The organism is Pandoraea sp. XJJ-1 (assembly GCF_026802345.1).
GTDB classification, from domain to species: domain Bacteria; phylum Pseudomonadota; class Gammaproteobacteria; order Burkholderiales; family Burkholderiaceae; genus Pandoraea; species Pandoraea cepalis.
The window spans coordinates 813,640-837,096 of sequence record NZ_CP113827.1 but is presented as its reverse complement, the minus strand read 5'-3'; the positions used below and the strand labels follow the sequence as shown (position 1 = coordinate 837,096).

The 23,457-nt window shown below is 64.4% G+C and carries 19 protein-coding genes; 2 read left to right on the top strand and 17 right to left on the bottom strand.

Annotation, left to right across the window (positions count from 1 at the left end; translation table 11 throughout):
- Positions 1-19: 19 nt before the first annotated feature.
- From OYT13_RS03765 to OYT13_RS03690, 16 genes are all read right to left on the bottom strand, one after another.
- Positions 20-613: a TetR/AcrR family transcriptional regulator gene (locus OYT13_RS03765; protein WP_017235629.1), complete on the bottom strand. Its 594-nt coding sequence runs from the start codon at positions 611-613 to the stop codon at positions 20-22.
- Positions 614-824: 211 nt separating this feature from the next.
- Entirely contained in the window at positions 825-1,982 is a 1,158-nt protein-coding gene (gene clsB, locus OYT13_RS03760; protein ID WP_268567280.1) for a cardiolipin synthase ClsB, read from the bottom strand.
- An 18-nt stretch (positions 1,983-2,000) separates the two neighbouring features.
- Positions 2,001-2,465 carry a dihydroneopterin triphosphate diphosphatase gene (gene nudB, locus OYT13_RS03755; RefSeq protein WP_017235627.1) on the bottom strand — a complete coding sequence of 155 codons (465 nt, stop codon included), beginning with the start codon at positions 2,463-2,465 and terminating at the stop codon, positions 2,001-2,003.
- 175 nt (positions 2,466-2,640) lie between these two features.
- Positions 2,641-4,443 carry an aspartate--tRNA ligase gene (aspS, locus tag OYT13_RS03750; protein WP_017235626.1) on the bottom strand — a complete coding sequence of 601 codons (1,803 nt, stop codon included), beginning with the start codon at positions 4,441-4,443 and terminating at the stop codon, positions 2,641-2,643.
- Between the two features lie 47 nt (positions 4,444-4,490).
- Complete coding sequence (locus tag OYT13_RS03745) at positions 4,491-5,135, bottom strand: DUF502 domain-containing protein (RefSeq protein WP_017235625.1); 645 nt, start codon at positions 5,133-5,135, stop codon at positions 4,491-4,493.
- Positions 5,136-5,237: 102 nt separating this feature from the next.
- Positions 5,238-5,579 carry an FmdB family zinc ribbon protein gene (locus tag OYT13_RS03740; protein ID WP_261939204.1) on the bottom strand — a complete coding sequence of 114 codons (342 nt, stop codon included), beginning with the start codon at positions 5,577-5,579 and terminating at the stop codon, positions 5,238-5,240.
- Between the two features lie 158 nt (positions 5,580-5,737).
- A complete protein-coding gene (locus tag OYT13_RS03735; protein ID WP_268567846.1) occupies positions 5,738-7,183 on the bottom strand; it encodes a sodium:solute symporter family protein in 1,446 nt (481 codons plus the stop codon).
- 374 nt (positions 7,184-7,557) lie between these two features.
- Positions 7,558-8,256, bottom strand: a complete 699-nt coding sequence (locus tag OYT13_RS03730; RefSeq protein WP_017235622.1) for a methyltransferase domain-containing protein — start codon at positions 8,254-8,256, stop codon at positions 7,558-7,560.
- 14 nt (positions 8,257-8,270) lie between these two features.
- On the bottom strand, positions 8,271-9,836 hold the full coding sequence (gene ubiB, locus OYT13_RS03725; RefSeq protein WP_261939205.1) for a ubiquinone biosynthesis regulatory protein kinase UbiB: 1,566 nt from the start codon (positions 9,834-9,836) through the stop codon (positions 8,271-8,273).
- A gap of 3 nt (positions 9,837-9,839) precedes the next feature.
- On the bottom strand, positions 9,840-10,475 hold the full coding sequence (locus OYT13_RS03720) for a ubiquinone biosynthesis accessory factor UbiJ (protein ID WP_268567279.1): 636 nt from the start codon (positions 10,473-10,475) through the stop codon (positions 9,840-9,842).
- A gap of 143 nt (positions 10,476-10,618) precedes the next feature.
- Positions 10,619-11,602 carry a Tim44 domain-containing protein gene (locus tag OYT13_RS03715; RefSeq protein ID WP_268567278.1) on the bottom strand — a complete coding sequence of 328 codons (984 nt, stop codon included), beginning with the start codon at positions 11,600-11,602 and terminating at the stop codon, positions 10,619-10,621.
- Between the two features lie 208 nt (positions 11,603-11,810).
- The gene (gene ubiE / locus OYT13_RS03710) at positions 11,811-12,545 is read right to left on the bottom strand and encodes a bifunctional demethylmenaquinone methyltransferase/2-methoxy-6-polyprenyl-1,4-benzoquinol methylase UbiE (RefSeq protein ID WP_268567277.1); all 735 of its coding nucleotides are present in this window, start codon (positions 12,543-12,545) and stop codon (positions 11,811-11,813) included.
- Positions 12,546-12,605: 60 nt separating this feature from the next.
- On the bottom strand, positions 12,606-13,019 hold the full coding sequence (locus tag OYT13_RS03705) for a gamma-butyrobetaine hydroxylase-like domain-containing protein (RefSeq protein WP_150562433.1): 414 nt from the start codon (positions 13,017-13,019) through the stop codon (positions 12,606-12,608).
- A gap of 79 nt (positions 13,020-13,098) precedes the next feature.
- Complete coding sequence (locus OYT13_RS03700; RefSeq protein WP_261939790.1) at positions 13,099-13,536, bottom strand: HIT family protein; 438 nt, start codon at positions 13,534-13,536, stop codon at positions 13,099-13,101.
- A 74-nt stretch (positions 13,537-13,610) separates the two neighbouring features.
- A complete protein-coding gene (locus tag OYT13_RS03695) occupies positions 13,611-15,302 on the bottom strand; it encodes a Na+/H+ antiporter (RefSeq protein ID WP_150562432.1) in 1,692 nt (563 codons plus the stop codon).
- A gap of 52 nt (positions 15,303-15,354) precedes the next feature.
- Positions 15,355-19,350, bottom strand: a complete 3,996-nt coding sequence (locus OYT13_RS03690; RefSeq protein WP_268567276.1) for an FAD/FMN-binding oxidoreductase — start codon at positions 19,348-19,350, stop codon at positions 15,355-15,357.
- A gap of 574 nt (positions 19,351-19,924) precedes the next feature.
- Here OYT13_RS03690 and OYT13_RS03685 point away from each other — a divergent pair.
- Both OYT13_RS03685 and OYT13_RS03680 read left to right on the top strand, forming a co-directional pair.
- On the top strand, positions 19,925-20,383 hold the full coding sequence (locus OYT13_RS03685; protein WP_017235561.1) for a (2Fe-2S)-binding protein: 459 nt from the start codon (positions 19,925-19,927) through the stop codon (positions 20,381-20,383).
- Positions 20,384-20,398: 15 nt separating this feature from the next.
- A complete protein-coding gene (locus tag OYT13_RS03680; protein WP_268567275.1) occupies positions 20,399-22,621 on the top strand; it encodes a xanthine dehydrogenase family protein molybdopterin-binding subunit in 2,223 nt (740 codons plus the stop codon).
- Between the two features lie 193 nt (positions 22,622-22,814).
- On the opposite strand, the gene OYT13_RS03675 is transcribed toward OYT13_RS03680, so the two are convergent.
- Positions 22,815-23,414 carry a YqaA family protein gene (locus OYT13_RS03675; RefSeq protein WP_268567274.1) on the bottom strand — a complete coding sequence of 200 codons (600 nt, stop codon included), beginning with the start codon at positions 23,412-23,414 and terminating at the stop codon, positions 22,815-22,817.
- Between the last annotated feature and the right edge of the window lie 43 nt (positions 23,415-23,457).

The window sequence follows — 23,457 nt, the reverse complement described above, 5'->3', positions numbered from 1 at the left end:
ATCGCGGACGGCTCGCGCCTCACCCGCGCTGATAAGACGAAATCAGTTTTTCCAGCGCCACCCGGGTCATCTCGACGGCCCCCGGCTCCCGGAGGAACCGCGCGTCGTGATGCAAGCCAAGTGTCAGGCTGTACATTTCAAAAAGCATCAGACGCGGATCGGTGTCCGCACGCAAATGCCCCTCCTCCTTCGCTTGCGTGATCGCGCGCAGCAGGGCCGATCGCCACAACCGCACGCTCTTCACCAAGGCCTCGCGCACCGGGCTGGCCGCGCGATCGTCGTACTCGACGGCACCGCTGATATAGATACAGCCCGTCGTCACCTCGCGAATGCGCTTGTCCATCCAGCGATCCACCAGCGCCCTGAGTCGCGGTAGGCCGCGCGGAGCTTCCATCCCGGGGGCGAACACCTCGTCCTCGAAACGCCGGTGATACTCGCGCAGCACTTCAATCTGCAAGTCCTCGCGCGAACCGAAATGCGCGAAGACGCCGCTCTTGCTCATCTGCATACGATCAGCCAGCAAGCCGATCGTCAGCCCCTCAAGTCCATCGCGCCCCGCAAGTTCCAGCGCGGCATTCAGGATGGCGGCTCGTGTCTGTTCACCCTTTCGCATATGTTTGGCATCGCTTTGGTTATCCGTTCTCCGATGCTAACCAAAAAATCGAACGGCCGTCCTATTATTGGGGGACACCCATGGGCGAACAAGGAATTTATTAGATCGGAATACCTAATCGGTAGCCGTCGGAGGGCGGGGTTCGGCGACGTCGGCACAGGGCCGAGAGCCATGAGCAACGGCGGATCATCCGTCGGCATCCGCCCGACAATCAGTCGTATTTGCCGCGCGTGAGGAGCCGCATCGTCAGGCGATAGAGGCGATACGCCATCCACTGGCGGAAGCGCCGCCAGCGCGAGCGTGCGCCGTAGCGGGCGGGGTCGATGAGACGCGCCTCGTCAAAGGCTCGGCGGATGTGATCGCGCAGTTCGATGACCAGCGGATCGTCGAGCACCACCACGTTGGCTTCGTGATTCAGGAACAGCGACAGCGCATCCAGATTGGAGGAGCCGACCGTCGCCCATACGTCGTCGACGACGGCCACCTTGCCATGCAGTTGACGCACGTCGTACTCGCCGATGCGCACGCCGGCATCGAGCAACTTGGCGTAAAGCCAGGGCACCGCGGCATCGAGCAGGCGGAACTCGTTGCGGCCGATCAGCAGATGCACCGCCACGCCGCGTCGGGCCGCCTGCGTCAGTGCACGTCGCAGCCGGCGGCCGGGCACGAAATAGGGATTCGCGAGCCAAACCTCGTGGCGCGCGCGGCCCAGCGCCATCAGGTACGCCTTTTCGACCGCGCGACGATTGTGCAGGTTATCGCGTGCCACGAAGGCTGCCTGACCGGCGTAAGGCGCGTGCAGACGCCCACGTTGCCCGCGGCGCCGATGACGGAACGGCGTCCCCAGATACCCCGGCGCGAGGCGCAGCCACTGAATGTGAAACGCGATGGAGATTTCGGCGACGATGGGACCGCGGCATTGCACGGCAAAGTCCCAGCGCGGATCGTCCATGCGGGTGTCGCCACCGGCGTTGTCGTCGTCGATGATGTTGATGCCGCCGACAAATGCCACCGCGTGATCGACGATGGCCAGCTTGCGGTGCGTGCGCGAGAAACCGAACTTGCCGAACAGCCGCGGATTGTAGATGCGATACGCCACACCGCGCTCGCGCCAATCGGCGAGAAACGGCAGTCGGCGGCTCGTGCCGATGCCGTCGAGGATAACGCGTACCGCAACGCCGCGTTGCGCGGCGCGTTGCAGCGCTGCGGCGACCTGCTGCCCCGCCTCGTCGGCTTCGAAGATATACGTCTCGAGCGCCACGTCGCGGGTGGCGCCATCGATGGCGGCAATGAGCGCTGTGAAGTAGCGCTGACCGAGATAGAGCAGCGTCAGATCGTTATCGCGGGAGAACGGCAGGTACTTGCTCATCGGCGTGCCGTGCCGCGGCTAGCGCACGCGCAACGGCAACTGCCGGATGGCATCGCCGTTCGACGGTGAAAAACAACGCGCGGCGGCCGCTTCCCACGGCAGCCACGCATAGGCGACATGCTCGCGCGGCGAGAGCGTCACGGCGGTGTTCTGCGGCACGCACAAGCCGAACCAGTGTTCCGTATTGCGCGTCACGCCCGGCGCATAACGATGGGCCCAACGCGGATAGATGTTGTACTGAATTTCGTGCTGCCAATCGGTCAGCGCAGCGGCGGGCACCGCAGTTCCGTTTGCCACGCGAATACCGGTCTCCTCGAAGACTTCGCGCACGGCCGTCTCGAGCAGCGGTTCGTCGAGCCGGTCCTTGCTGCCGGTGACCGACTGCCAGAAGTTCTCGGCGTCGGCACGCTCGATGAGCAGAACATCGAGCGCCGGCGTATAGATCACGACGAGCACGGATTCGGGAATCTTGAAGGGTTTCATGCAGGTGGCGATTCGAGAACGGCACCGAAGACCGGCACCGATGACGCATTGTATAGGGCAAACGCCGGGTGTTGCGGCATGCGCGATGCCCCCGAAAAACGAAAACCCCCTCGCCTGACGGCAGAGGGGGTTTTCAGCTTGCGTGCGGGGCCGACGAGCGGCCCCGTGAGCCACGTCAGGCTTTGGGCGCTTCCGGCTGGCGCAGACGGATATGCAGGTCGCGCAGTTGACGCTCGTCGACCGATGACGGTGCCTGCGTGAGCAGATCCTGCGCACGTTGCGTCTTCGGGAACGCGATCACGTCGCGGATCGAATCGGCGCCGGCCATCATTGTGATGACGCGGTCGAGACCGAACGCAATGCCCCCGTGCGGCGGCGCGCCGTACTGCAGCGCGTCGAGCAGGAAGCCGAACTTCGCGCGCGCTTCTTCCTCACCGAGATTGAGCGCACGGAACACCTTGCTCTGCACGTCTTCCTGGAAGATACGGACCGAACCGCCGCCGATTTCCCAGCCGTTGAGCACCATATCGTAGGCTTTGGCCAGGCACTTGCCCGGATCGGTCTCGAGGTAGTCGATGTGCTCGTCCTTCGGGCTCGTGAACGGGTGATGGCACGCGACCCAGCGGGCATCTTCCTCGTCGTACTCGAACATCGGGAAGTCGACGACCCACAGCGGACGCCAGCCGGCTTCGAACAGGCCGTGGCTCTTGCCGAATTCCGAGTGACCGATCTTCAGGCGCAGCGCGCCGATGCCGTCGTTCACCACCTTGGCCTTGTCCGCACCGAAGAAAATGATGTCGCCGTCCTGCGCGCCGGTACGCTCGAGAATCGAGGCAACGGCGGCGTCGTGCAGATTCTTCACGATCGGGCTTTGCAGACCGTCGCGGCCCTTGGCCACTTCGTTGACCTTGATCCACGCCAGGCCCTTCGCGCCGTAAATCTTCACGAAATCGGTGTAGGCGTCGATTTCGCTACGCGAGATCTCCGCACCGCCCGGCACGCGCAGCGCAACCACGCGACCGCCTTCGGTCGTGGCCGGCACCGAGAACACCTTGAAGTCCACGTCGCCCATCACGTCGGTCAGCTCGGTGAACTCGAGCTTCACGCGCAGATCGGGCTTGTCGGAGCCGAAGCGACGCATCGCTTCCGCGTACTCCATGACCGGCACCTTGGCATCGAGGTCGACGTCGATGGCTTCCTTGAACACGTGACGAATCATGTTCTCAAACAGATCGCGGATTTCCTGCTCCGTGAGGAACGAGGTTTCGCAGTCGATCTGCGTGAATTCCGGCTGACGGTCAGCGCGCAGGTCTTCGTCGCGGAAGCACTTGGTGATCTGGTAATAGCGGTCGAAGCCGGCCACCATCAAGAGCTGCTTGAAGAGCTGCGGCGACTGCGGCAACGCGAAGAACATGCCGGCGTTCACACGCGAGGGCACCAGATAGTCGCGTGCGCCTTCCGGGGTGCTCTTCGTGAGCATCGGGGTTTCGATGTCGATGAAGCCTTGCGCGTCGAGATATTTGCGCACTTCCATCGCCACCTTGTAGCGCAGGCGCAGGTTGTATTGCATCTGCGGACGACGCAGATCCAGCACGCGATGCGTGAGGCGCGTGGTTTCCGACAGGTTTTCGTCGTCGAGCTGGAACGGGGGCGTGACCGACGGGTTGAGCACTTCGAGCGCGTGGCACAGCACTTCGATCTTGCCGCTCGTCAGGTTGGCGTTCTCGGTGCCCGCCGGACGGCTGCGCACCAGGCCCGTGATCTGCACGCAGAATTCATTGCGCAGGCCTTCGGCGGCCTTGAACATCTCCGCGCGGTCCGGATCGCACACGACCTGCACCAGACCTTCGCGATCGCGCAGGTCGATGAAAATGACCCCGCCGTGATCGCGGCGGCGATTGACCCAGCCACACAGCTTGACCGTTTGGCCCAGTTGTTGCTCGGTCACCAGACCGCAGTAGGAGGTACGCATGGACATTTTGCTGTTCCGATTTTCAAAAAATGGCGCCGGCGATTCCCGGTGGCTCAGAGGAGCGGACCGGGACGTTGCTGGCGCGGGTTGTGGGCGGGCGCCACCACGCCCATCGATACGATGTACTTGAGGGCGGCATCGACCGTCATGTCGAGTTCGACCACGTCGCTCGCCCGCATCATCAGGAAGAAACCCGACGTCGGGTTCGGCGTCGTCGGCACATAGACGCTCACGAACTCGCCCTGCAAATGATTGACCACGTCGCCGCCCGGCGCGCCGGTCAGGAAAGCGATGGTCCAGGAATCCGCGTGCGGATATCGCACGAGCAACGCCTTGCGAAACGCGTTGCCGTTGCTCGACAGCAAGGTGTCGGACACCTGCTTGACGCTGCCATACAGCGGTCCAACGATGGGAATGCGCGTCAGGATGGCTTCCCACCAGCCGACCAGCTTCTGGCCGATGAAATTATGCGCCAGAAGGCCAACGACGAACACGAACGCGAGCGTCACCACCACGCCGAAGCCGGGCACGCGCATGCCGATGAGGTGCGACGGCTGCCAGTCGTCCGGCAACAGCAGCAAGGTCTGATCCATCGTGCCGATGATCAGGCCGAGGACCCACAGCGTGATGGCGAGCGGCACCAGCACCAGCAGGCCGGTGAGGAAAATCGTCTTCAACGCGGGTTTTTTAACGCGCATGGCAGGGCTCGCGAAGGTGGGCGGCTATGGGTATGTCAGCAGGCGAATCCGCGTTCCGGCGCATCCGGCCGCCGGGCTCGAACGCGCATCGTTCTGTCTATCTCAGTGGCAGGCGCAACCGCCGCCACAGCTCGCCGCCGGCGCGCTCGACGACTCGCCGCCAGACGACGAGGCCGAAGCGGACGACGTCGCGCTCTCGCCCGACGCCGCTGCCGGCGCCGACGAGGTCGACGCCGCGCCCGAGGCACTCGCGCCGCCCGAACCGCCACGAAAATCGGTCACATACCACCCCGAACCCTTGAGCTGGAACCCGGCCGCAGTCACCTGCTTGCGAAACGTGTCCTTGCCGCATTCCGGGCACTGGGAGAGCGGATCATCGCTCATTTTTTGCAGCACATCCTTGGCGAAACCGCATGTTTCGCAACGATAGGCATAGATAGGCATGGTACTTTCCGACGGAAAAAGGCGCGCAAAGCCTTGAATTATAACCGCTTCACAAGGCTTTCGGGATTTGTCCAGCGACATATGGGGCCGCAACGACCCAAGATCAAGATGGGTCGTTGCCGTAATCCGCGTAGTGAAAGGCTTCCCGGCCTGGGTCGTCAGATCGTCGACACCTGCGGCTCCCGCGACTGCGCATGCGCTGCGTTGGGTTGGAGGAGCGAGCCAACGACCATGCCGGCGATCGAGGCCGCCAGCCCCGCCAACTGCGCCGGCACCATGGCCTCGGGCGCCAGCCATTCGCACCCGATCCAGACAACCAGGCCGAAGAGCACGGCAAGCGTGCCGCCCAGGGAGCTCGAACGCTTCCAGTAAAGTCCGAACGCCAGCGGCACGAAGCAGCACACGAGCGTGACCTTGTATGCGCTCTCGACCATATGGAAGATCGACGCCGTGGAATTCAGCGCGTACACCAGCACCAGCGCCGTGAAACAGAGCACGACGATACGCATCAGTCGCAGCAGGTGCTTGTCGTCGATACGACCGCGCAGCATCGGGCGGACGATGTTCTCCGCGAACGTCACCGAGGGCGCCAGCAGCGTGGCCGACGCGCAGCTCTTGATGGCCGAGAGGAGCGCGCCGAAGAACATTACTTGCGCCACGACCGGCACACTAGTGAGCACCAACTGCGGCAGAATCTGTTGCGGATCGGTGCCGATGTACTTCTGCACCATCGACGGGGCGATCAGCAGGGCCGAGTAGGCCAGGAAGATGGGGATGAACGTGAAGAAGAAGTACAGCACGCCGCCCGTGACCGAACCGGCGACCGCGACATTCTCCGACTTGGACGACATCACGCGCTGGAACACGTCCTGTTGCGGAATCGAGCCGAACATCATGGTAATGCCCGCGGCAATGAACGCCAGCACTTCGGTTGGGTTCAACTCCGGCAGGAACGCGAACTTGCCGGCCTGAGCCGCGTGTGTGATCACCGCGCTCGCCCCCCCCGGCACCATGCCAGAGACCTGCACAGCGATGTACACAAGCCCCACGACGATGATGATCATCTGGATGAAGTCGGTCACCGCCACCGAGATCATGCCGCCGAGCAGCGTATAGGCCAGCACCGAGACCGCGCCGATCACCATGCCCATGGGCTCGGACATTGCGCCGCCGGACACCGCGTGAAACACGAGTCCCAGCGCCTTGATCTGCGCACCGACCCAGCCGAGGTACGAGATCACGATGGCGATACTCGTCACCACTTCAACCGTACGGTTGTACCTGAGCTTGTAGAAGTCGCCGATCGTCATGAGGTTCATGCGATACAGCTTGCGGGCGAAAAACATGCCGACGAGCACCAGGCACATCGACGAACCGAACGGATCCGAGACCACGCCGCGCAGCCCTTCGCCGAGGAAGGTGGCGGGAATGCCGAGCACCGCTTCTGAGCCGAACCAGGTGGCGAAGACCACGGCGATGACCATGCCGTAGGGCAGGCGACGGCCGGCGACGGTGAAATCCTTGGTATTGCGGACCTTGAGGGCGGCCAACAGCCCGATGGCCACTGAAATGACCCAATACAGTATGACAAACCAGATCAGCATAGCGCGGCCCCCGCCAATCCCCGGGGCGTCGGTCATGGCGTGGCGGCGTCCGTCTTGCGCCCGGTCCGGCCTCAAACGGCCACTGCGCAAGCGAACGATACCGCGCCTTGGGCCTCAGCCTTCCGGGCAACAGAAAATCAGGTCGTGCATGACGGGGCCGATGCGATGGAGCGCTTTTATCTGCCCGCTGTGCCGCCTGGCGAAAAAATTTCGGCCGATTATAGCGGCGCGAGCGCGACGCGGGGAGGAAAAATCGCGACGGCCCGGTTCGATGGCGGCAAATATCGGGAATTGCCTAGCGTCTGAGGTGACGTTGCATGCTGATGGTGCCTGTGCGCAGTCACCGCCGAGACGCCAAAAGGCGTGTTCGACGCTCAGCGCCGGCGCCAGATCATCCAGTGTTCGGCCCCGGCGAAGACCGGCACCGAGTCGTCGACAAGCCGGTCCGCCTCGCAGACGAAGTCCTGACCGAGCAGAGCATCCAGGGCGTCCGGCGCGATGCCGAACGGCGGGCCCTTCAGCGTTTCCTTGAGGAAGAAGAATCCGGCCAGACGTCCACCTTGGGGCAGCAGTTGCGCCATCCGGCGTGCGTAGTCCTGCCAGAGGGTGCGGGGCAAGGCGCAGAGAAACGCCCGCTCGTAGACCACCTCGAGCGCGAACGGCGGCGTATAGGTGAAGAAATCGGCCTGTTCCACGAGCGCCGCGTGTGAACCGAGCCCCGCCTTGGCCGACGCGACGGCGGTCGCCGAGAAGTCGATGGCCCGCACCGGCCAGCCTTGCGTGTCGAGCCACGCGGCCTCATACGCCGAGCCACAGCCCGGGATCAGCGTGGCCCGGGGTGCGCCCTCGCCTGCGACGAAGTCGCGCAGCGCCCTGGGCACCCCGGCCGCATCCCAAGGCATGAAGGCACTCGCGAAACGCTCGTCCCAGAATTCCGCGCGCGACGGATCGCGATGGGAGAAAGTCGGGACGGAAGGTGCGGCAGGCGCGGCGGACGCACCGCCCGTCTCCGGGCGGTCATCTTCTCGAGGGGCGGCAAATGCGACGTAAGGCGTTCGGACGATGGGCACCATTGGCTCCGCTATTTTCAGAATCCGCCGTAGAGCCAGACAAATGCCGTCAACACGCCGATGGCGACGCCGCCCACCAGACAGAACGCGCCCGTCAGCAGCCGATTGGTGCGGCGTTGCTCCTGAAGTAACGCGAGCAGCACGGTGTCGTCCTGCGGACGCGCATGCGCGGCGAGCGCCTGGTGGATGAGCCGCGGCAGTTGCGGCATCGTCTTGCTCCACTGCGGCGCTTCGGCTTTCAGCCGTTCAAGCCAACCGCGCGGGCCGATCTGTTCGGCCATCCACCGTTCGAGGAACGGCTTGGCCGTCTTCCACAAATCCAGATCCGGGTCGAGCTGACGGCCGAGACCTTCGATATTGAGCAGCGTCTTTTGCAACAGCACGAGCTGCGGTTGAATCTCGACGTTGAAGCGGCGCGACGTCTGGAACAGGCGCATGAGCACGAGCCCGAGCGAAATCTCCTTGAGCGGCCGGTCGAAGTAAGGCTCGCAGACGGCGCGAATCGCCCCTTCGAGTTCTTCGACCCGCGTGTCGGCCGGCACCCAGCCCGACTCCAGATGCAGCGATGCCACCCGGTGGTAGTCGCGACGGAAGAACGCGAGGAAGTTCTGCGCGAGGTAATTCTTGTCGAACTCGGACAGCGCGCCGACGATGCCGCAGTCGAGTGCGATATACCGGCCGAACGTCGCCGGGTCGAGACTGACCAGGATATTGCCCGGATGCATGTCGGCGTGGAAGAAGCCGTCGCGCAGGAACTGGGTGAAGAAGATCTCGACGCCCTCGCGCGCAAGCTTCTTGAGGTCGACGCCCGCCTCGCGCAGCACGTCGATCTGGCTGATCGGCACCCCGTGCATGCGCTCCATCACGAGGACGGCGCTGGAACTGAATTCCCAATAGATCTCGGGCACCATCAGCATGCCCGAGTCGATGAAGTTGCGACGAAGTTGCGCGGCGTTGGCGGCCTCGCGCATCAGGTCGAGTTCGTCGTGCAGATACTTGTCGAACTCGGCGACCACCTCACGCGGCTTCAACCGCTTGCCGTCTGGCCACAACCGCTCGACCCAACCGGCGAGATCGCGCATGAGCGCCAGATCGCTGTCGATCACGTTGAGCATATTCGGGCGCAATACCTTGACCGCGACTTCTTTGCCGGCGTGCTCGCCATCGCGAACCCGGGCGAAGTGCACCTGCGCAATCGAGGCACTCGCGACCGGCATGCGCTCGAATTCCACGAAGACGTCTTCGAGCGGGTGACCCAGCGACTTCTCGATGCTCGCGCGGGCAACTGCCGGATCAAACGGCGGCACCTGATCCTGGAGACGCGCCAGTTCCTGCGCGATATCGGGCGGCATCAGATCACGGCGCGTCGAGAGCACTTGTCCGAACTTCACGAAAATCGGCCCCAGCGATTCAAGCGCGAGGCGCAAACGTTCGCCGCGCGGCGCTTTGAGCCCACTGCGCCCGAACGACAACACGCGCAGCAGCCCGCGTGCCATGGGATGAGGAATGCTCGAGAGCACCAGTTCGTCGAGCCCGTAGCGGTAGCTGACGAAAAAGATCTTGATCAGACGCAGGAGGCGCATCGTTCAGCGACCTCCCAGGGGGCGGGATACCGAGGCGGCTGCCGCATCGCGCCCGGCCGTCTGGCGTTCGAGCTTCTCCAGGCGCTTTTCCAGCCGCGCGAGATCGTCGCGCAGCGTGCCGATGCCGCTGCGCATCGCATCGAGGCGCCCACGCCCGACCAGCAGCGGGTTCTCCTCCACGAGGTAATCGGCGAGCGAGCGCGCCAGCGTGCCGCCGGTGCGGCGTGCGCCGGCCACCGCCGCCTTGCCGGTTTCGGTCACCCGGTGTGCCGCCGCGTCGCCGATCACCTTGCTCAGGTCTTCGGCCACATCCCAGCGCAGATGCTGGGCCAGATAGGAGACCGTGTTGGCAAACTCGGCATCGCCCTCGATCTTGACGTGTCGCATGACAGCCGCCTGACCGCCGCCCGCGAAGTCGGCGAGCGCCGCCGGCGGCGCCGCGATGCTGACGTCGCAAGACAGGTTGGCATCGGCGGCGACCAGATAGCCGTCGTCGCCCACGCGCAGACGCAGGTCGATGGCCGACATCGCCAGCCGGGCAGACGCCCCGATGTGATGGCGCAGACGGTCGCGCGCCCACGGTTCGCGGGCAAGCAAGTGGTTCACGGTGGCGGCAAAGGCTTTGGCGGCTACGGTCATGAGCTTGGCGGTCGGCCGGCGATGCGCGCCGGTCGTACCGAAAGACGCCGCCCGGCAACGATCGGCGGACGGCAAAAAAAAGAGCCCGCGCTTTAGACGCGGGCTCTCATTGTAAGGCAGGTTACGGCAAAACCGTCGTGCGCTTAGCTAGCCTGTTGAATCCCGGCGAGCACCCAGCCGCCGCTACCGGTCACCGGCTTGGTCAGGTTCCACACTTCGTTGAACGGCTCGGCCGCGGCACCCTCGGCTTCGCGGATCAGGCCCGAGAAGCGAACGCTTGCCACATACTCGACGGCCGATTCCTCGATGCCAAGCAGTTCGGCATTGAGTTGCACGACGTCCGTGCGGTTGACCGACTTGCCGCGCTCTTCGAGGTCCATCTTGATTTCCGCGAACATCTGCGGCGTGGTGAACTCGTTGATATCGGCCTGATCGCCCTTGTCCCAGGCCGCTTGCAGACGGTTGAAGTACACCTTGGCACTGCGCAGGAATCCGTCGACATCGAAGCCGGCCGGCACGCCGAACGGGGCGGCTGCGGCAGCGGCCCCCGCGGCGACGGGCACGCCCGACAGCGACGGCTGGGCCGACGAAGACGCCGGTTGCGACGGTTGTTGCGGCTGGCTGTCCCACGACTGGCGCAGCGTGTTGTTCGACGCGTCGTTACCCGCGCCCGCATACGCCGGCGTCTGGGACTGCGACTTATTGCCGCGGAAACGACGGATCAGCCACATCACGGCGAAGGCGATCAGCGCAATCATGATGACGTTGGCCATCATGCTGGCGAACGCGCCGCCCAGGCCGAAGTGCGAGAGCAGGGCCGCGATACCGAGACCGGCCGCCAGACCGGCGATCGGGCCGAGCCAGCGATTGGCCGGCTTGGCGGCGGCCGCGGCCCCTGCGGCACCGGCCCCTGCTGCCGCCGGTGCGGCCTGCTGCGGTGCGGTGCCCGGCGTGGCTTGCGTCGGTTGTTGCGGCGCTTGCTGGCGCTGCGTCACGCTGCTGGACTGCTTGCCGATGCTCCGGCCGCCGCCAACGCGTTTGGCATCGGCGTCCGCGATCGTCATGCCGACCGCCACTACGCCGGCCACCACGCCCAACAACAGCTTGTTTTTCAGGAACTGGAACATCGTTCTGGTCTCTCCGTGGAGTTTATAGGTTGCTGTCTACTGACAGGCGTCAACCGGAATGGTTCAGCACTTTTTTACGTACTGAAACCAGATGAGGCGACGGCCGATTCTGCCACAGCAGAATTAGCTCGTTCTTAGAGAAACGCCCCGGCGCGGCTTTTTTCCGCAGTCCGGGGCGCTGGGGTGCGTCAGGTAAGTGAGCGCAAACTCAGAATTTGCGTCCGATATGCAGCGCGACGACCCCCGCGGTCAGGTTGTGATATTCCACACGTTCGAGACCGACCTGTTCCATCAGGGACTTGAGCGTTTCCTGGTCCGGGTGCATGCGAATCGACTCGGCCAGATAGCGGTAGCTGTCGGCGTCGCCCGCGATGCGCGAACCGAGCCACGGCAGCACCTTGAACGAATAGGTGTCGTACGCCTTCTCGAGCGGCTGCCAAACCTTCGAGAACTCGAGCACCATGACCTTGCCGCCCGGTCTGATCACGCGGCGCATTTCGGCGAGCGCGGCATCCTTGTGCGTCATGTTGCGCAGGCCAAACGCCACGGTGACCACATCGAAATAGTTCGACGGGAACGGCAGCTTTTCGGCATCGCACAGCAGGGTCGGGGTGACGATGCCTGCGTCGAGCAGGCGATCGCGCCCCACGCGCAGCATCGATTCGTTGATGTCGGTGAGCCAGACTTCGCCGGTCGGGCCGGCCGCGCGCGCAAACGCCTTCGACAGGTCGCCCGTGCCGCCCGCGATATCGAGCACCTTGAAACCGGGGCGCACGGCGGCGCGTCCGATCGTGAAGGCTTTCCAGATCCGGTGCAGTCCACCCGACATCAGATCATTCATGATGTCGTACTTGCTCGCGACCGAATGGAACACCTCGGCGACCTTGCCGGCCTTTTCCTTCTCGTCGACGGTTTCATAACCGAAGTGGGTCTGTTGGCCCATTGCAATCTCCCAGATTCATGTAAGCGGGCGCGCCACACGCACGTGCGCCCCGCCGGGGCCTCAATGGTGGTGGCAGCCACCCGCAGCCGGCGACGACATCGGCGTGTCGCGATCGACCCCCGCTGACGCGAGCTTGTCCAGGTATTCCTGCCACAGCGCGTCCTGACGCACGCACAGCTCGTAGAGGTAATCCCACGAATAGATGCCGGTATCGTGTCCGTCCGAAAACACCGGGCGCACGGCGTAATTGCCGATCGGCTCCAGGCCATTCAGATCGACATCGCGCTTGCCGGTTTGCAGCGTCTCCTGCCCCGGGCCGTGGCCACGCACTTCCGCCGACGGCGAGAGTACGCGCAGGAATTCGAACGGCAGGCGGTAGTGTGTTCCGTCCTCGTAGCCCAGTTCCAGCACCTTCGATGTGCGATGCAGCGTCAAGGAAACGGGAATCGGCGTGTCTTTCTCCAGCCCAGCCATGGTCTTGCTCCAGAATAATCGGTCGGTGCGCCGACATGCGACACATCGGCCGGCAGTATAGCCGCTCAGGCCTCAACGGTCATGCCGGCCACGCCGGGAGACGATTCAATTCCGCCACCACGGCCTCGCGCAGGGCGGGTGTCCAGGCGGCGCGCTCGGCGAGCACCGCCGCCGGCACCTCGCGTTGCGGCGCGCTCCAGACCGAGCCGGGAAAATGAACGTCGTCGCGATATCGCGGAATCACGTGCCAGTGCACGTGCGGCACCATGTTGCCCAGACTCGCCACGTTGATCTTGTGCGGCGACATGACCGTGCGCTGGGCTGTTTCGACGGCGAACACGGCGCGCATCACATGCTCGCGCGCCGCCGCGGGCAGATCGCTCATTTCGGCGACGTGGGCATGCCAGATCACCCGAGCGAAGCCCGGGTAGGCGATCTCGTTCGCCAGCACCACGCGCAGCACCGGGTCGCGCCATACGACATCGCCGCCCTCTCCGGTGCAAAACGGACATTCCATCATGCGTCTTCCCTCGTTTGCCCTGCCCTCCCCGCGTGCGCCGCAGACGGTTCAGGTCAGTGCTGTCAGTGCGCTCACTGCTTGTTGCGCTTGTAACGTTTGCCGGTGGCCGGGTCGACCGGGCCGAGCGCAAGTTCGGCGAAGTCGATCTCGCTGATCAATTCGCGCAGCGTCTCGTCGTTGATGCGGTGCGCCAGGCGCAGACGCGACAGTTCCCCGCGCTCGGCCTGCAGGGCGGCGGCGCGCAGCCGGCGTTCGACTTCGACCTCACGCACCGCGCGCACGCGCATCTCGTCGTCGGTCGCGTTCGACGCGTTGAGCGTGCGGCGATACCGCCCCATCACCCGCGCGGCCGCTTCGGCGCACACGGCAGTGTCGAGTTCGTCGCCCGACTTCGCAATGACTTTTTGCAGCGATTCAACGGTGCGGATCGCCGCCTCCGACGCCGCGAGGCGCGCCTCGCCCATCTCACGATTGCGCGGGTCCTCGACCGGCCAGCGCACGCCGCGCAGCAGGAACGGCAAACCGAGGCTGCCGCCGACAAGCGAGAGCAGAATCACGCCGGCGGCCAGGAAAATCAGCAGATCGCGTCCCGGAAACGGCGCGCCGCCCGGCAGGGCCAGCGGCACCGAGAGCGCACCGGCCAGCGTCACCGCGCCGCGCACGCCCGAGAGGGCCGTCACGCCAGTGAAGCGCATGCCGGGCTTCATTGTGATTTCGCCACGTCGCATACCGAGAAAATACATCACGCGCCACGCCACCCACACCCAGCAGAAGCGCAGCACGATGAGCACCGCCGAAATCGCGCCGACGTAGGCCATCAGTTCGCCGAGATTGAGCAGCGTTCCCCAATGCGGCTCGCCGGGCCGCAACGCGGCACGCACGATGTCAGGCAATTGCAGGCCGAGCAGCACGAACACTGCGCCATTGAACACGAATTCGAGCATCGACCACACCCCGTTACCGAGAATGCGGGTGGCGGTGCGGGTATTGAGCAGATCGGTCGAGCTGACCGTCATGCCGGCGGCCACGGCCGCGAGAATGCCCGAGAAGCCGAAATGTTCGGCCAGCAGATAGGCCGCAAACGGCATGAGCAACAGCAGCAGCACGACCGTCGCCGGCTCTTCGGCGGACGCCGCCATCACGCGGCGATGGAACTGCGTGAACAGCCACGTCACGGCCCAGCCGGCGAGCAAGCCGCCCAGCGCGATGACGAAAAACGAGAACGTGGCGTTACCGATCGAAAAGAGTCCCGTGGTCGCGGCCACGATGGCGAACTTGAACGCGACCAGGCCCGATGCGTCGTTCATCATGGCCTCGCCTTCGAGCACGTGCATGAGGCGCGTGGGCATCTGCAGGCGTGCGGTGATGGCGGAGACGGCCACGGCATCGGTTGGCGAGAGCACGCCGCCGAGCGCGAACGCCACGGCAAGCGGAATCGACGGAATCATCCAGTGGATGAAATAGCCCACGCCGAGCACCGTGAAGATCACCAGACCGAGCGCCATCGCGACGATCGGCACGCGCAGGTGCCAGAACTCGCGTTTGGGCATGCGCCAGCCGTCGGCGAAGAGCAACGGCGGGATGAACAGCAGGAAGAAGATCTCCGGATCGAGATCGATGTGCAGCCCCGCGCCCGGAAAAGCGAGCGCGGCGCCCACAGCGATCTGCACGATCGGCACCGGCAGAACTTTGACGTAGCTGACCAGCACGCCGGTCAGCGCCACCACAAACAGCAGGATCAGCGCGGTGAGGACTACCCCCATGCCGCCTCCATGGTCCGTCGGTCAGGCATCGGCCGCGTCCCCGAGCGGGCCATCAGACCAGCACGCGTTCGATGCCGCCGTGGTTCGCATCCTTCACGTAGTCCACCAGCCACTCGTCACCCAGCACATGCTTGGCGATCTCCACGACGATATAGTCCGCCGTGATGTCGGCGTCGTCGTTATAACGCGACAGCCCTTGCAGGCACGACGGGCAGCTCGTCAGAATCTTGACGTCCTCGACCTTGCCGTCCGCGCGCAGCTTCGCCGCGCCCTTGCGCATCTCCTCTTCCTTGCGGAAGCGGATCTGCGTCGAGATGTCCGGACGCGTGACCGCCAGTGTGCCCGACTCACCGCAACACCGATCGTTCTTCTCGATCTTGTAGCCGTCGTGCTCGCTGCCCATCAACTCGTTCACGAGCTTGACCGGATCCATCGTCTTGATCGGCGTGTGGCACGGGTCGTGATACATGTAGCGCGTACCGTTCACGCCTTCGAGCTTCACGTTCTTCTCGAGCAGGTATTCGTGGATGTCGACGATGCGGCAGCCCGGGAAGATCTTCTCGAATTCATAGCCCGCGAGCTGGTCGTAGCAAGTGCCGCACGACACGACCACGGTCTTGATATCGAGATAGTTCAGCGTGTTCGCCATGCGGTGGAACAGCACGCGATTGTCCGTCACGATCTTCTCGGCCTTCTCGCCCTGCCCCGAGCCGCGCTGCGGATACCCGCAGCACAGATAGCCCGGCGGCAGCACCGTCTGCACGCCGACATGCCAGAGCATCGCCTGCGTGGCGAGCCCGACCTGCGAGAACAGGCGCTCCGAGCCGCAGCCCGGGAAATAGAACACCGCTTCCGAATCGACCGTGGTGGTCTTCGGATTGCGAATGATCGGCACGACCTTGTTGTCTTCGATGTCGAGCAGTGCGCGCGCCGTCTTCTTCGGCAGGTTGCCCGGCATCTTCTTGTTGACGAAGTGGATCACTTCCTCGCGCAGCGGCGGCTTGCCCACCGTTGCAGGCGGACGTGCCGTCTGCTTCTTCGCTAGCTTCTTGAAGACGTCCGCGCCGAAACGCTGCGCCTTGTAACCCCAGTCGATCATCACCTTGCGGGTGATGTTGATCGTCTCCGGGTTCGTCGCGTTCAGGAAGAACATGCCGGCGGCCGCGCCCGGATTGAACTTCTTCTTGCCCATCTTGCGCAGCAGGTTGCGCATGTTCATCGTCACGTCGCCGAAGTCGATCTTCACCGGACACGGCGTTACGCACTTGTGGCACACCGTGCAGTGATCGGCCACGTCGTTGAACTCGTCCCAGTGCTTGATCGACACCCCGCGGCGCGTTTGCTCTTCGTACAGAAACGCCTCGATGAGCAGCGATGTTGCGAGAATCTTGTTGCGCGGGCTGTAAAGCAGGTTCGCGCGCGGCACGTGCGTGGCGCACACCGGCTTGCACTTGCCGCAGCGCAGGCAGTCTTTCACGCTGTCCGCGATCGCGCCGATATCCGACTGCTGCATGATCAGCGACTCATACCCCATCAGCCCGAAGCTGGGCGTATAGGCATTGCGCAGGTCGGCGGGCAGTTCCGGCATATCGAGCAGCTTGCCCTTGTTGAAGCGCCCTTCCGGATCCACGCGCTGCTTGTACGCGCGGAACTCGCCGATCTCGGCTTCCGTCAGGAACTCCAGCTTGGTAATGCCGATACCGTGTTCGCCCGAGATCACGCCATCGAGCGAACGGGCGATGGCCATGATGCGTGCCACCGCCTTGTGCGCATCCTGGAGCATCTCGTAGTTATCCGAGTTCACCGGGATGTTCGTGTGCACATTGCCGTCGCCCGCGTGCATGTGCAGCGCGACGAACACGCGGCCGTGCAGCACGCGCTTGTGAATCGCTTGCGCTTCCTCAAGGATCGGCTTGAACTCCGCGCCCGAGAAAATCTTGCGCAGTTCTCCGCGGATCTCCTGCTTCCACGACACGCGCACCGTACGATCCTGCAGCAAGTCGATGAGTCGGGTTTGCGGCTGCTTGCTCAGCCGATCGTTGAGCGCCACGTTGAGGTCGCGCACGCCGTGTCGATTGAGCAGCGGAATCGCTTCGGCCAGCGGCAGTTCGAAATGATCGCGCAGGAACACCCAGCGCGCGCGCACGTCGCGCAGCAGCGTGAGTGCCGTTTGCACGCGATCTTCGAGCAGTTCGGCCGACGGAATCTCGTTCGCGTCATCCGTCTTGCCCAGCGGCAGATTGCCGGCGTCGAAGAAGGCTTCGAGCGCATCGACCAGTTGCAGCTTGTTCTTGAGCGACAGCTCGATGTTGATGCGTTCGATGTGATCCGTGTACTCGCCCATGCGCGGCAGCGGAATCACCACGTCTTCATTGATCTTGAAGGCGTTGGTGTGGCGCGCGATGGCGGCGGTACGCGAGCGGTCGAGCCAGAACTTCTTGCGGGCTTCGGCCGACACCGCGACGAAACCTTCGCCGCTCTTGCCGTTGGCCATGCGAATCACTTCCGACGTCGCCTGAGCGACGGCGTTGTCATCGTCGCCAACGATATCGCCGATCAGCACCATCTTCGGGAACGCATTGCGCTTCGACTTCGTGGCGTAGCCCACGGCGCGCAGATAGCGTTCGTCCAGATGCTCCAGGCCCGCCAGAATCGCGCCGCCGGCCGCCGTCTGCGCGAACATGTAGTCCTTGATCTCGACGATGCTCGGAATCGCTTCCTTCGCCTGGCCGAAGAACTCCAGGCATACCGTGCGCGTGTGCGCGGGCATCTTGTGCAGAATCCAGCGCGCGCTCGTGATCAGACCATCGCAGCCTTCCTTCTGAATGCCCGGCAGACCGGCGAGGAACTTGTCCGTCACATCCTTGCCGAGCCCTTCCTTACGGAAACGCTTGCCTTCGATGTCCAGTTTTTCCGTCTTGAGCAGCACGGCGCCCGGGGCGTAATTGCCGTCGAACCACGTCAACTCGAAGCGGGCGACCGGAATGTCGTGAATCTTGCCGAGATTGTGATCGAGACGGGTGACCTCGAGCCAATTGCCCTGCGGGTCGACCATGCGCCACCACGCGAGGTTATCGAGCGCGGTGCCCCACAGCACGGCCTTCTTGCCACCGGCGTTCATCGCCACGTTGCCACCGATGCACGATGCGTCGATCGACGTCGGGTCGACCGCGAACACCAGACCAGCCCGCTCGGCGGCCTCGGCCACGCGACGCGTCACCACGCCGGCGCCCGAGAAAATCGTCGGCACCGGTTCGTCGACGCCCGGCAGCGCCGAGTACTCGACCTCATCGAGCTGCTCGAGCTTTTCCGTATTGATCACGGCCGAGAACGGCGTGAGCGGAATCGCGCCGCCCGTGTAACCGGTGCCGCCTCCGCGCGGAATCACCGTCAGTCCCAACTCGAAGCACCCCTTCACCAGCGCCGCCATTTCGGCTTCGCTGTCCGGCGTGAGCACCACGAACGGGTACTCCACGCGCCAGTCCGTCGCGTCCGTCACATGCGAGACGCGCGACAGACCGTCGAACTTGATGTTGTCATGCGCGGTCGTGCGACCGAGCACCTTCTTCGCGCGACGGCGCAGCTCGGCCATCTTCGCGAACTCCTCGGCGAAGTCTGCCACGGCGCGGCGTGCCGCCACCTCCAGTTGCTCCACACGGGCGGCGCGTTCGCGGCCATTCGCATCGGCGTTCGCGGCCACATCCGCGCGGCGACGCTTGTCGATCTCGTTCAGACGATGGTCCAGCGCGTCGATCAGCAGCTTGCGGCGCTTCGGATTATCGAGCAGGTCGTCTTGCAGATACGGATTGCGGCGAACCACCCAGATATCGCCGAGTACCTCGTAGAGCATGCGGGCCGAGCGGCCGGTGCGTCGCTCCGCGCGGAGTTCGTCGAGGATGTGCCAGGCGTCGGCGCCCAGCAGGCGCATGACGATTTCGCGGTCCGAAAACGACGTGTAGTTGTAGGGGATCTCGCGCAGTCGCGGCGGCTGGGCGGCGAGTGCATGCTTGGCGTCGTGCGGCTCGAAGGCGGGCAAGGGTGCGTTCATCTTGTCGGGCTCGTCAATGCGGCGGTGCATCCGCCGTCGGCGTTCGTCTCGCGAGACGCGCCGAAAGTCAAAATCGGGTAAGCGCAATGGATGCCGGCGGCAAGCGCGACGGGTGCGCGCGGGCCGGCAACAGACGATCTGCGGTCAACGAGATCGACGACTGCCGTGCGAAGACGTCGATGACGAATCGTGTCCGATCATCGCGTAGAAACACAGGGGGGTGAGGCAGTTCGTGCGCATGCCCAGATCTTTCTTCCGGCTTGGGAACAGGTTGGTAGGGGAATGTAGCCAGAATTGTACTTCATTGCACCGCAACACGTCGGCACCGCGCCGAATTCGCCGCGAGGCGCGAGATTCCCCTCCTTCCCGACGCTCCGGCGCGTTCACTGCCGCGTTGACCGCCCCTACACGAGCGCCGGCCCCTTCGCATTCCCGCCCTATCGCCGACCTTCCTGCTGATCGCTATATCCGAATGGATACAACGACTTATGACACACGCCTGCGCTGAAACTTTCACCGAATGGGAGTATGTTTTGCCGATCCCCGGTCTCTCCACCCGTCAAGAGGTGTCTCTATGGTCTCGTTTCAACTGAACGGCCGTGTCGTGCAGGTCGATGTCGACCCGGCCACTCCCCTGCTCTGGACCCTGCGCGACGCGCTCAACATGACCGGCACCAAGTTCGGTTGCGGCATGGCGCTGTGCGGCGCGTGCACCGTGCATCTCGACGGTGCGCCCATCCGAAGCTGCATCACCCCGGTCTCCGCCGTCGCGGGAAAGGCCATCACCACCATTGAAAACGTCGGGGCGGACGCCGTCGGGCGTGCTGTGCAGAACGCCTGGGTCAAGCACGACGTGCCCCAGTGCGGCTACTGCCAGAGCGGCCAGATCATGTCCGCCACGGCGTTGCTGCGCGAGAACAAACAGCCCAACGACGAACAGATCGACGCCGCCATGTCCGGCAACATCTGCCGTTGCGGCACCTACGCCCGCATTCGTGCGGCGATCAAAGACGCTGCGGCGTCGCTGGCCTGAGGCGAGGAGATACCCATGCGTGAACTTCGCTTTTCCCCGCGCCCTGGCGTCGCCGTGGGCGACTTCGCCGGCCTGACGCGCCGAGTGTTTCTCAAGACCTCGGCGCTTGCGGCCGGTGGACTCATGCTCGAAATGTCGCTGCCCGGCGCCATGCGAGCAGCCAGCGCCCAGGGCGCGGCCGCCACGCCCGTCGTACCCTCGGCCTTCGTGCGCATTGCGCCGGACGACACCGTCACCATCCAGGTCAACCGCCTCGATTTCGGACAAGGCGTACAGACGGCGCTGCCCATGCTCGTCGCCGAAGAACTCGATTGCGACTGGGCCAAAGTGCGCAGCGAGCTTGCGCCGGCGGCCGACGTCTACAAAGACCCCGTGTTCGGCATCCAGATGACGGGGGGCTCGGGCTCCGTCGCGCATTCGTGGCTGCAATACCGGCGCATTGGCGCATCTGCGCGGGCCATGCTCATCGCGGCCGCGGCGCAACAGTGGAAAGTGCCGGCGGCGCAGTTGCGTACCGAGAACGGCGTCGTGCTCGGCCCGAACGGCCAGCGCGCCACGTACGGCAGTCTTGCCGCGCGCGCTCAGGCGCAGCCGGTGCCGGCCGATGTCGCGCTCAAGGAACCTTCGGCGTTCCGCCTGCTTGGCAAGCCAACGGGACGGCTCGACGCGCGGGCCAAGTCCATGGGCGTGCCGATGTACGGCATGGACTTCAAGCTGCCGAACCTGAAAGTTGCTGTCGTTGCTCGCCCGCCCGTGTTCGGTGCCAAAGTGAAGCAGTTCGACGCCAAAGCTGCGCGGGCGGTCAAGGGCGTGCGCGATGTGCTTGAGATCCCGGACGACCGAGGCGGCACCGCCGTGGCCGTCATTGCCGACGGCTACTGGCAGGCCAAGACCGGGCGCGACGCGCTCAAGGCCACGTGGGACACGACGGGCGTCGAGCATGTCGACACGACTGCGCAACTCGCCAAATACGTGGAAATGTCCAAGACCCCGGGCACGGTCGCGATCGACGCGGACATCTCCAAGCTCAAGGGTGCGCCCAAGACCCTCGTTGCCGAATACCACTTCCCGTACCTGGCGCACGCGCCGATGGAGCCGCTCAACTGCACCGTGCAGCTTTCCGACAAGGGCGCGCAAGTGTGGACCGGCACGCAGTTCCAGACCGTCGACCAGGCCGCCATTGCGCGCACACTCGACCTCAAGCCCGAGCAGGTCAAACTGCACACGCTCATGGCGGGCGGCGGATTTGGCCGCCGCGCGGTCCCGACGTCCGACTATGGCGTCGAGGCGGCCCAGGTGGCGAAAGCGTGGCGGCGTGCGGGGCATCGTGAGCCGGTGAAAGTGATCTGGAGCCGGGAAGACGACATTCGTGGCGGCTACTACCGTCCGATGTACGTCCATCGTGCCGAGATCGGCCTGGATGCCAAGGGCAACGTGCTGGCGTGGGATCACACCATCGTGGGTCAGTCGATTTTGCAGGGCACGCCGTTCGAAAAGATGATGGTCAAGAACGGCATCGACGGCACCAGCGTCGAGGGCGTTGCGGGCACCCCGTATGCGGTGCCGTTGCGGCTCACCTTGCATAGTCCGCAGGTCAATGTGCCGGTGCTGTGGTGGCGGTCCGTGGGCAACACGCATACGGCGTACGTCATGGAAACATTGATAGACGAATTATCGAAGGAAGCGGGTCAGGACCCGGTAGCGTATCGGTATGGGCTGATGGGAGATAAGCATCCTCGGCACCGGGAGGCGTTGGCGTTGGCGGTTGAGCGTTCCGGCTATGGAAAGACGGCATTACCGTCGGGCCAGGCGTGGGGTGTGGCGGTGCATGAGTCGTTTGATTCCGTGGTGGCGTACGTCGTAGTGGCTGAGATGCGCAATGATTCACCGCGTTTGGTGAGTGTGACGGCGGGGGTGCATTGCAATTTCGCGGTCAATCCGTTGACGGTGGCGGCGCAGGTCGAGGGAGCGGCCTTGATGGGATTGGGGATGACGATACCGGGCGCGGCGATCACGATGAAGGATGGAGAAGTTGAGCAGAGCAACTTCCATCAATACATGGTGGCGCGTTTGCCGGACATGCCGGCCATCAGTGTGCACATTGTGGGTTCGGGGGATGCACCGACGGGGATGGGAGAGCCGGGGTTGCCGCCGTTGGCGCCGGCGTATGCGAACGCGATATTTGCGTTGACGGGAAAGCGGATGCGGGCGTTGCCGTTCGACCTGACGAAGGCGTAACGGAAAAGGAGGCAAGGCGTAGCGCAAGCGCACGTCGGGCGGGTTGGGCTTGGGGGAGCGTGACGGTGGGCCGGACCGGGGCCCCTTTCTGCAGCGAGTTGGGTTTATGTCTGAGAGGCGGAAAGGGGCCCCGGTCCGGCCTCTCGGGCATGAGAAGAAGGAAGACAGCGGGGCATGAACACCGGCGTGTGCGTCAGCCGATGAGCAGGTGCTTCAAAGGCGCGAAGATCCCGTGCCAGAACGACTCGGGCACGCGCAGCATCAGAAACGTGATGCTGATATAGCGAAGCGTCTTGCCGACCGCGATATAGAAGAGGCATTCGCGCCAGGAGAGTCGCAGCCATCCGGCGAGGGTACAGAACGGGTCGCCGACCACGGGTAGCCAGGACAGCAGGAGCAGGGGTGGGCCGAAGCGGCGCATCCAGCGGTGATAGCGCTCGCTCATCGGGGCTTGTCCGTTGGCGCGCTTCTCGCTGGCGGGTTCTGGCATCGGGCCGCCGGCGAGTACGGCGGCACGGGCATGAGCGCGTCGGCGGGCTTTCAGGCGGACGAAGCCGCGTCGGGCGGCGAAGCCCATCCACCAGTCGAGCATGCCACCGGCGGTATTGCCCACGCTGGCCACGACGATGGCGGTCCAGAGCATATGCGGATTGAGCGACACGTAGCCGAACAACGCGGGCTCCGAGCCCATGGGCAGAAGTGTGGCCGACAGAAACGACACCAGGAAAATGGCCGGCAGGCCGACGCCGGGCAGGGCCAGCACGCCGAGCAGCCAGGTGATGAGCGACTCCATGCAACTCCGGGAAAAGACAAAAACGACCGAAAAAATGGCGGCA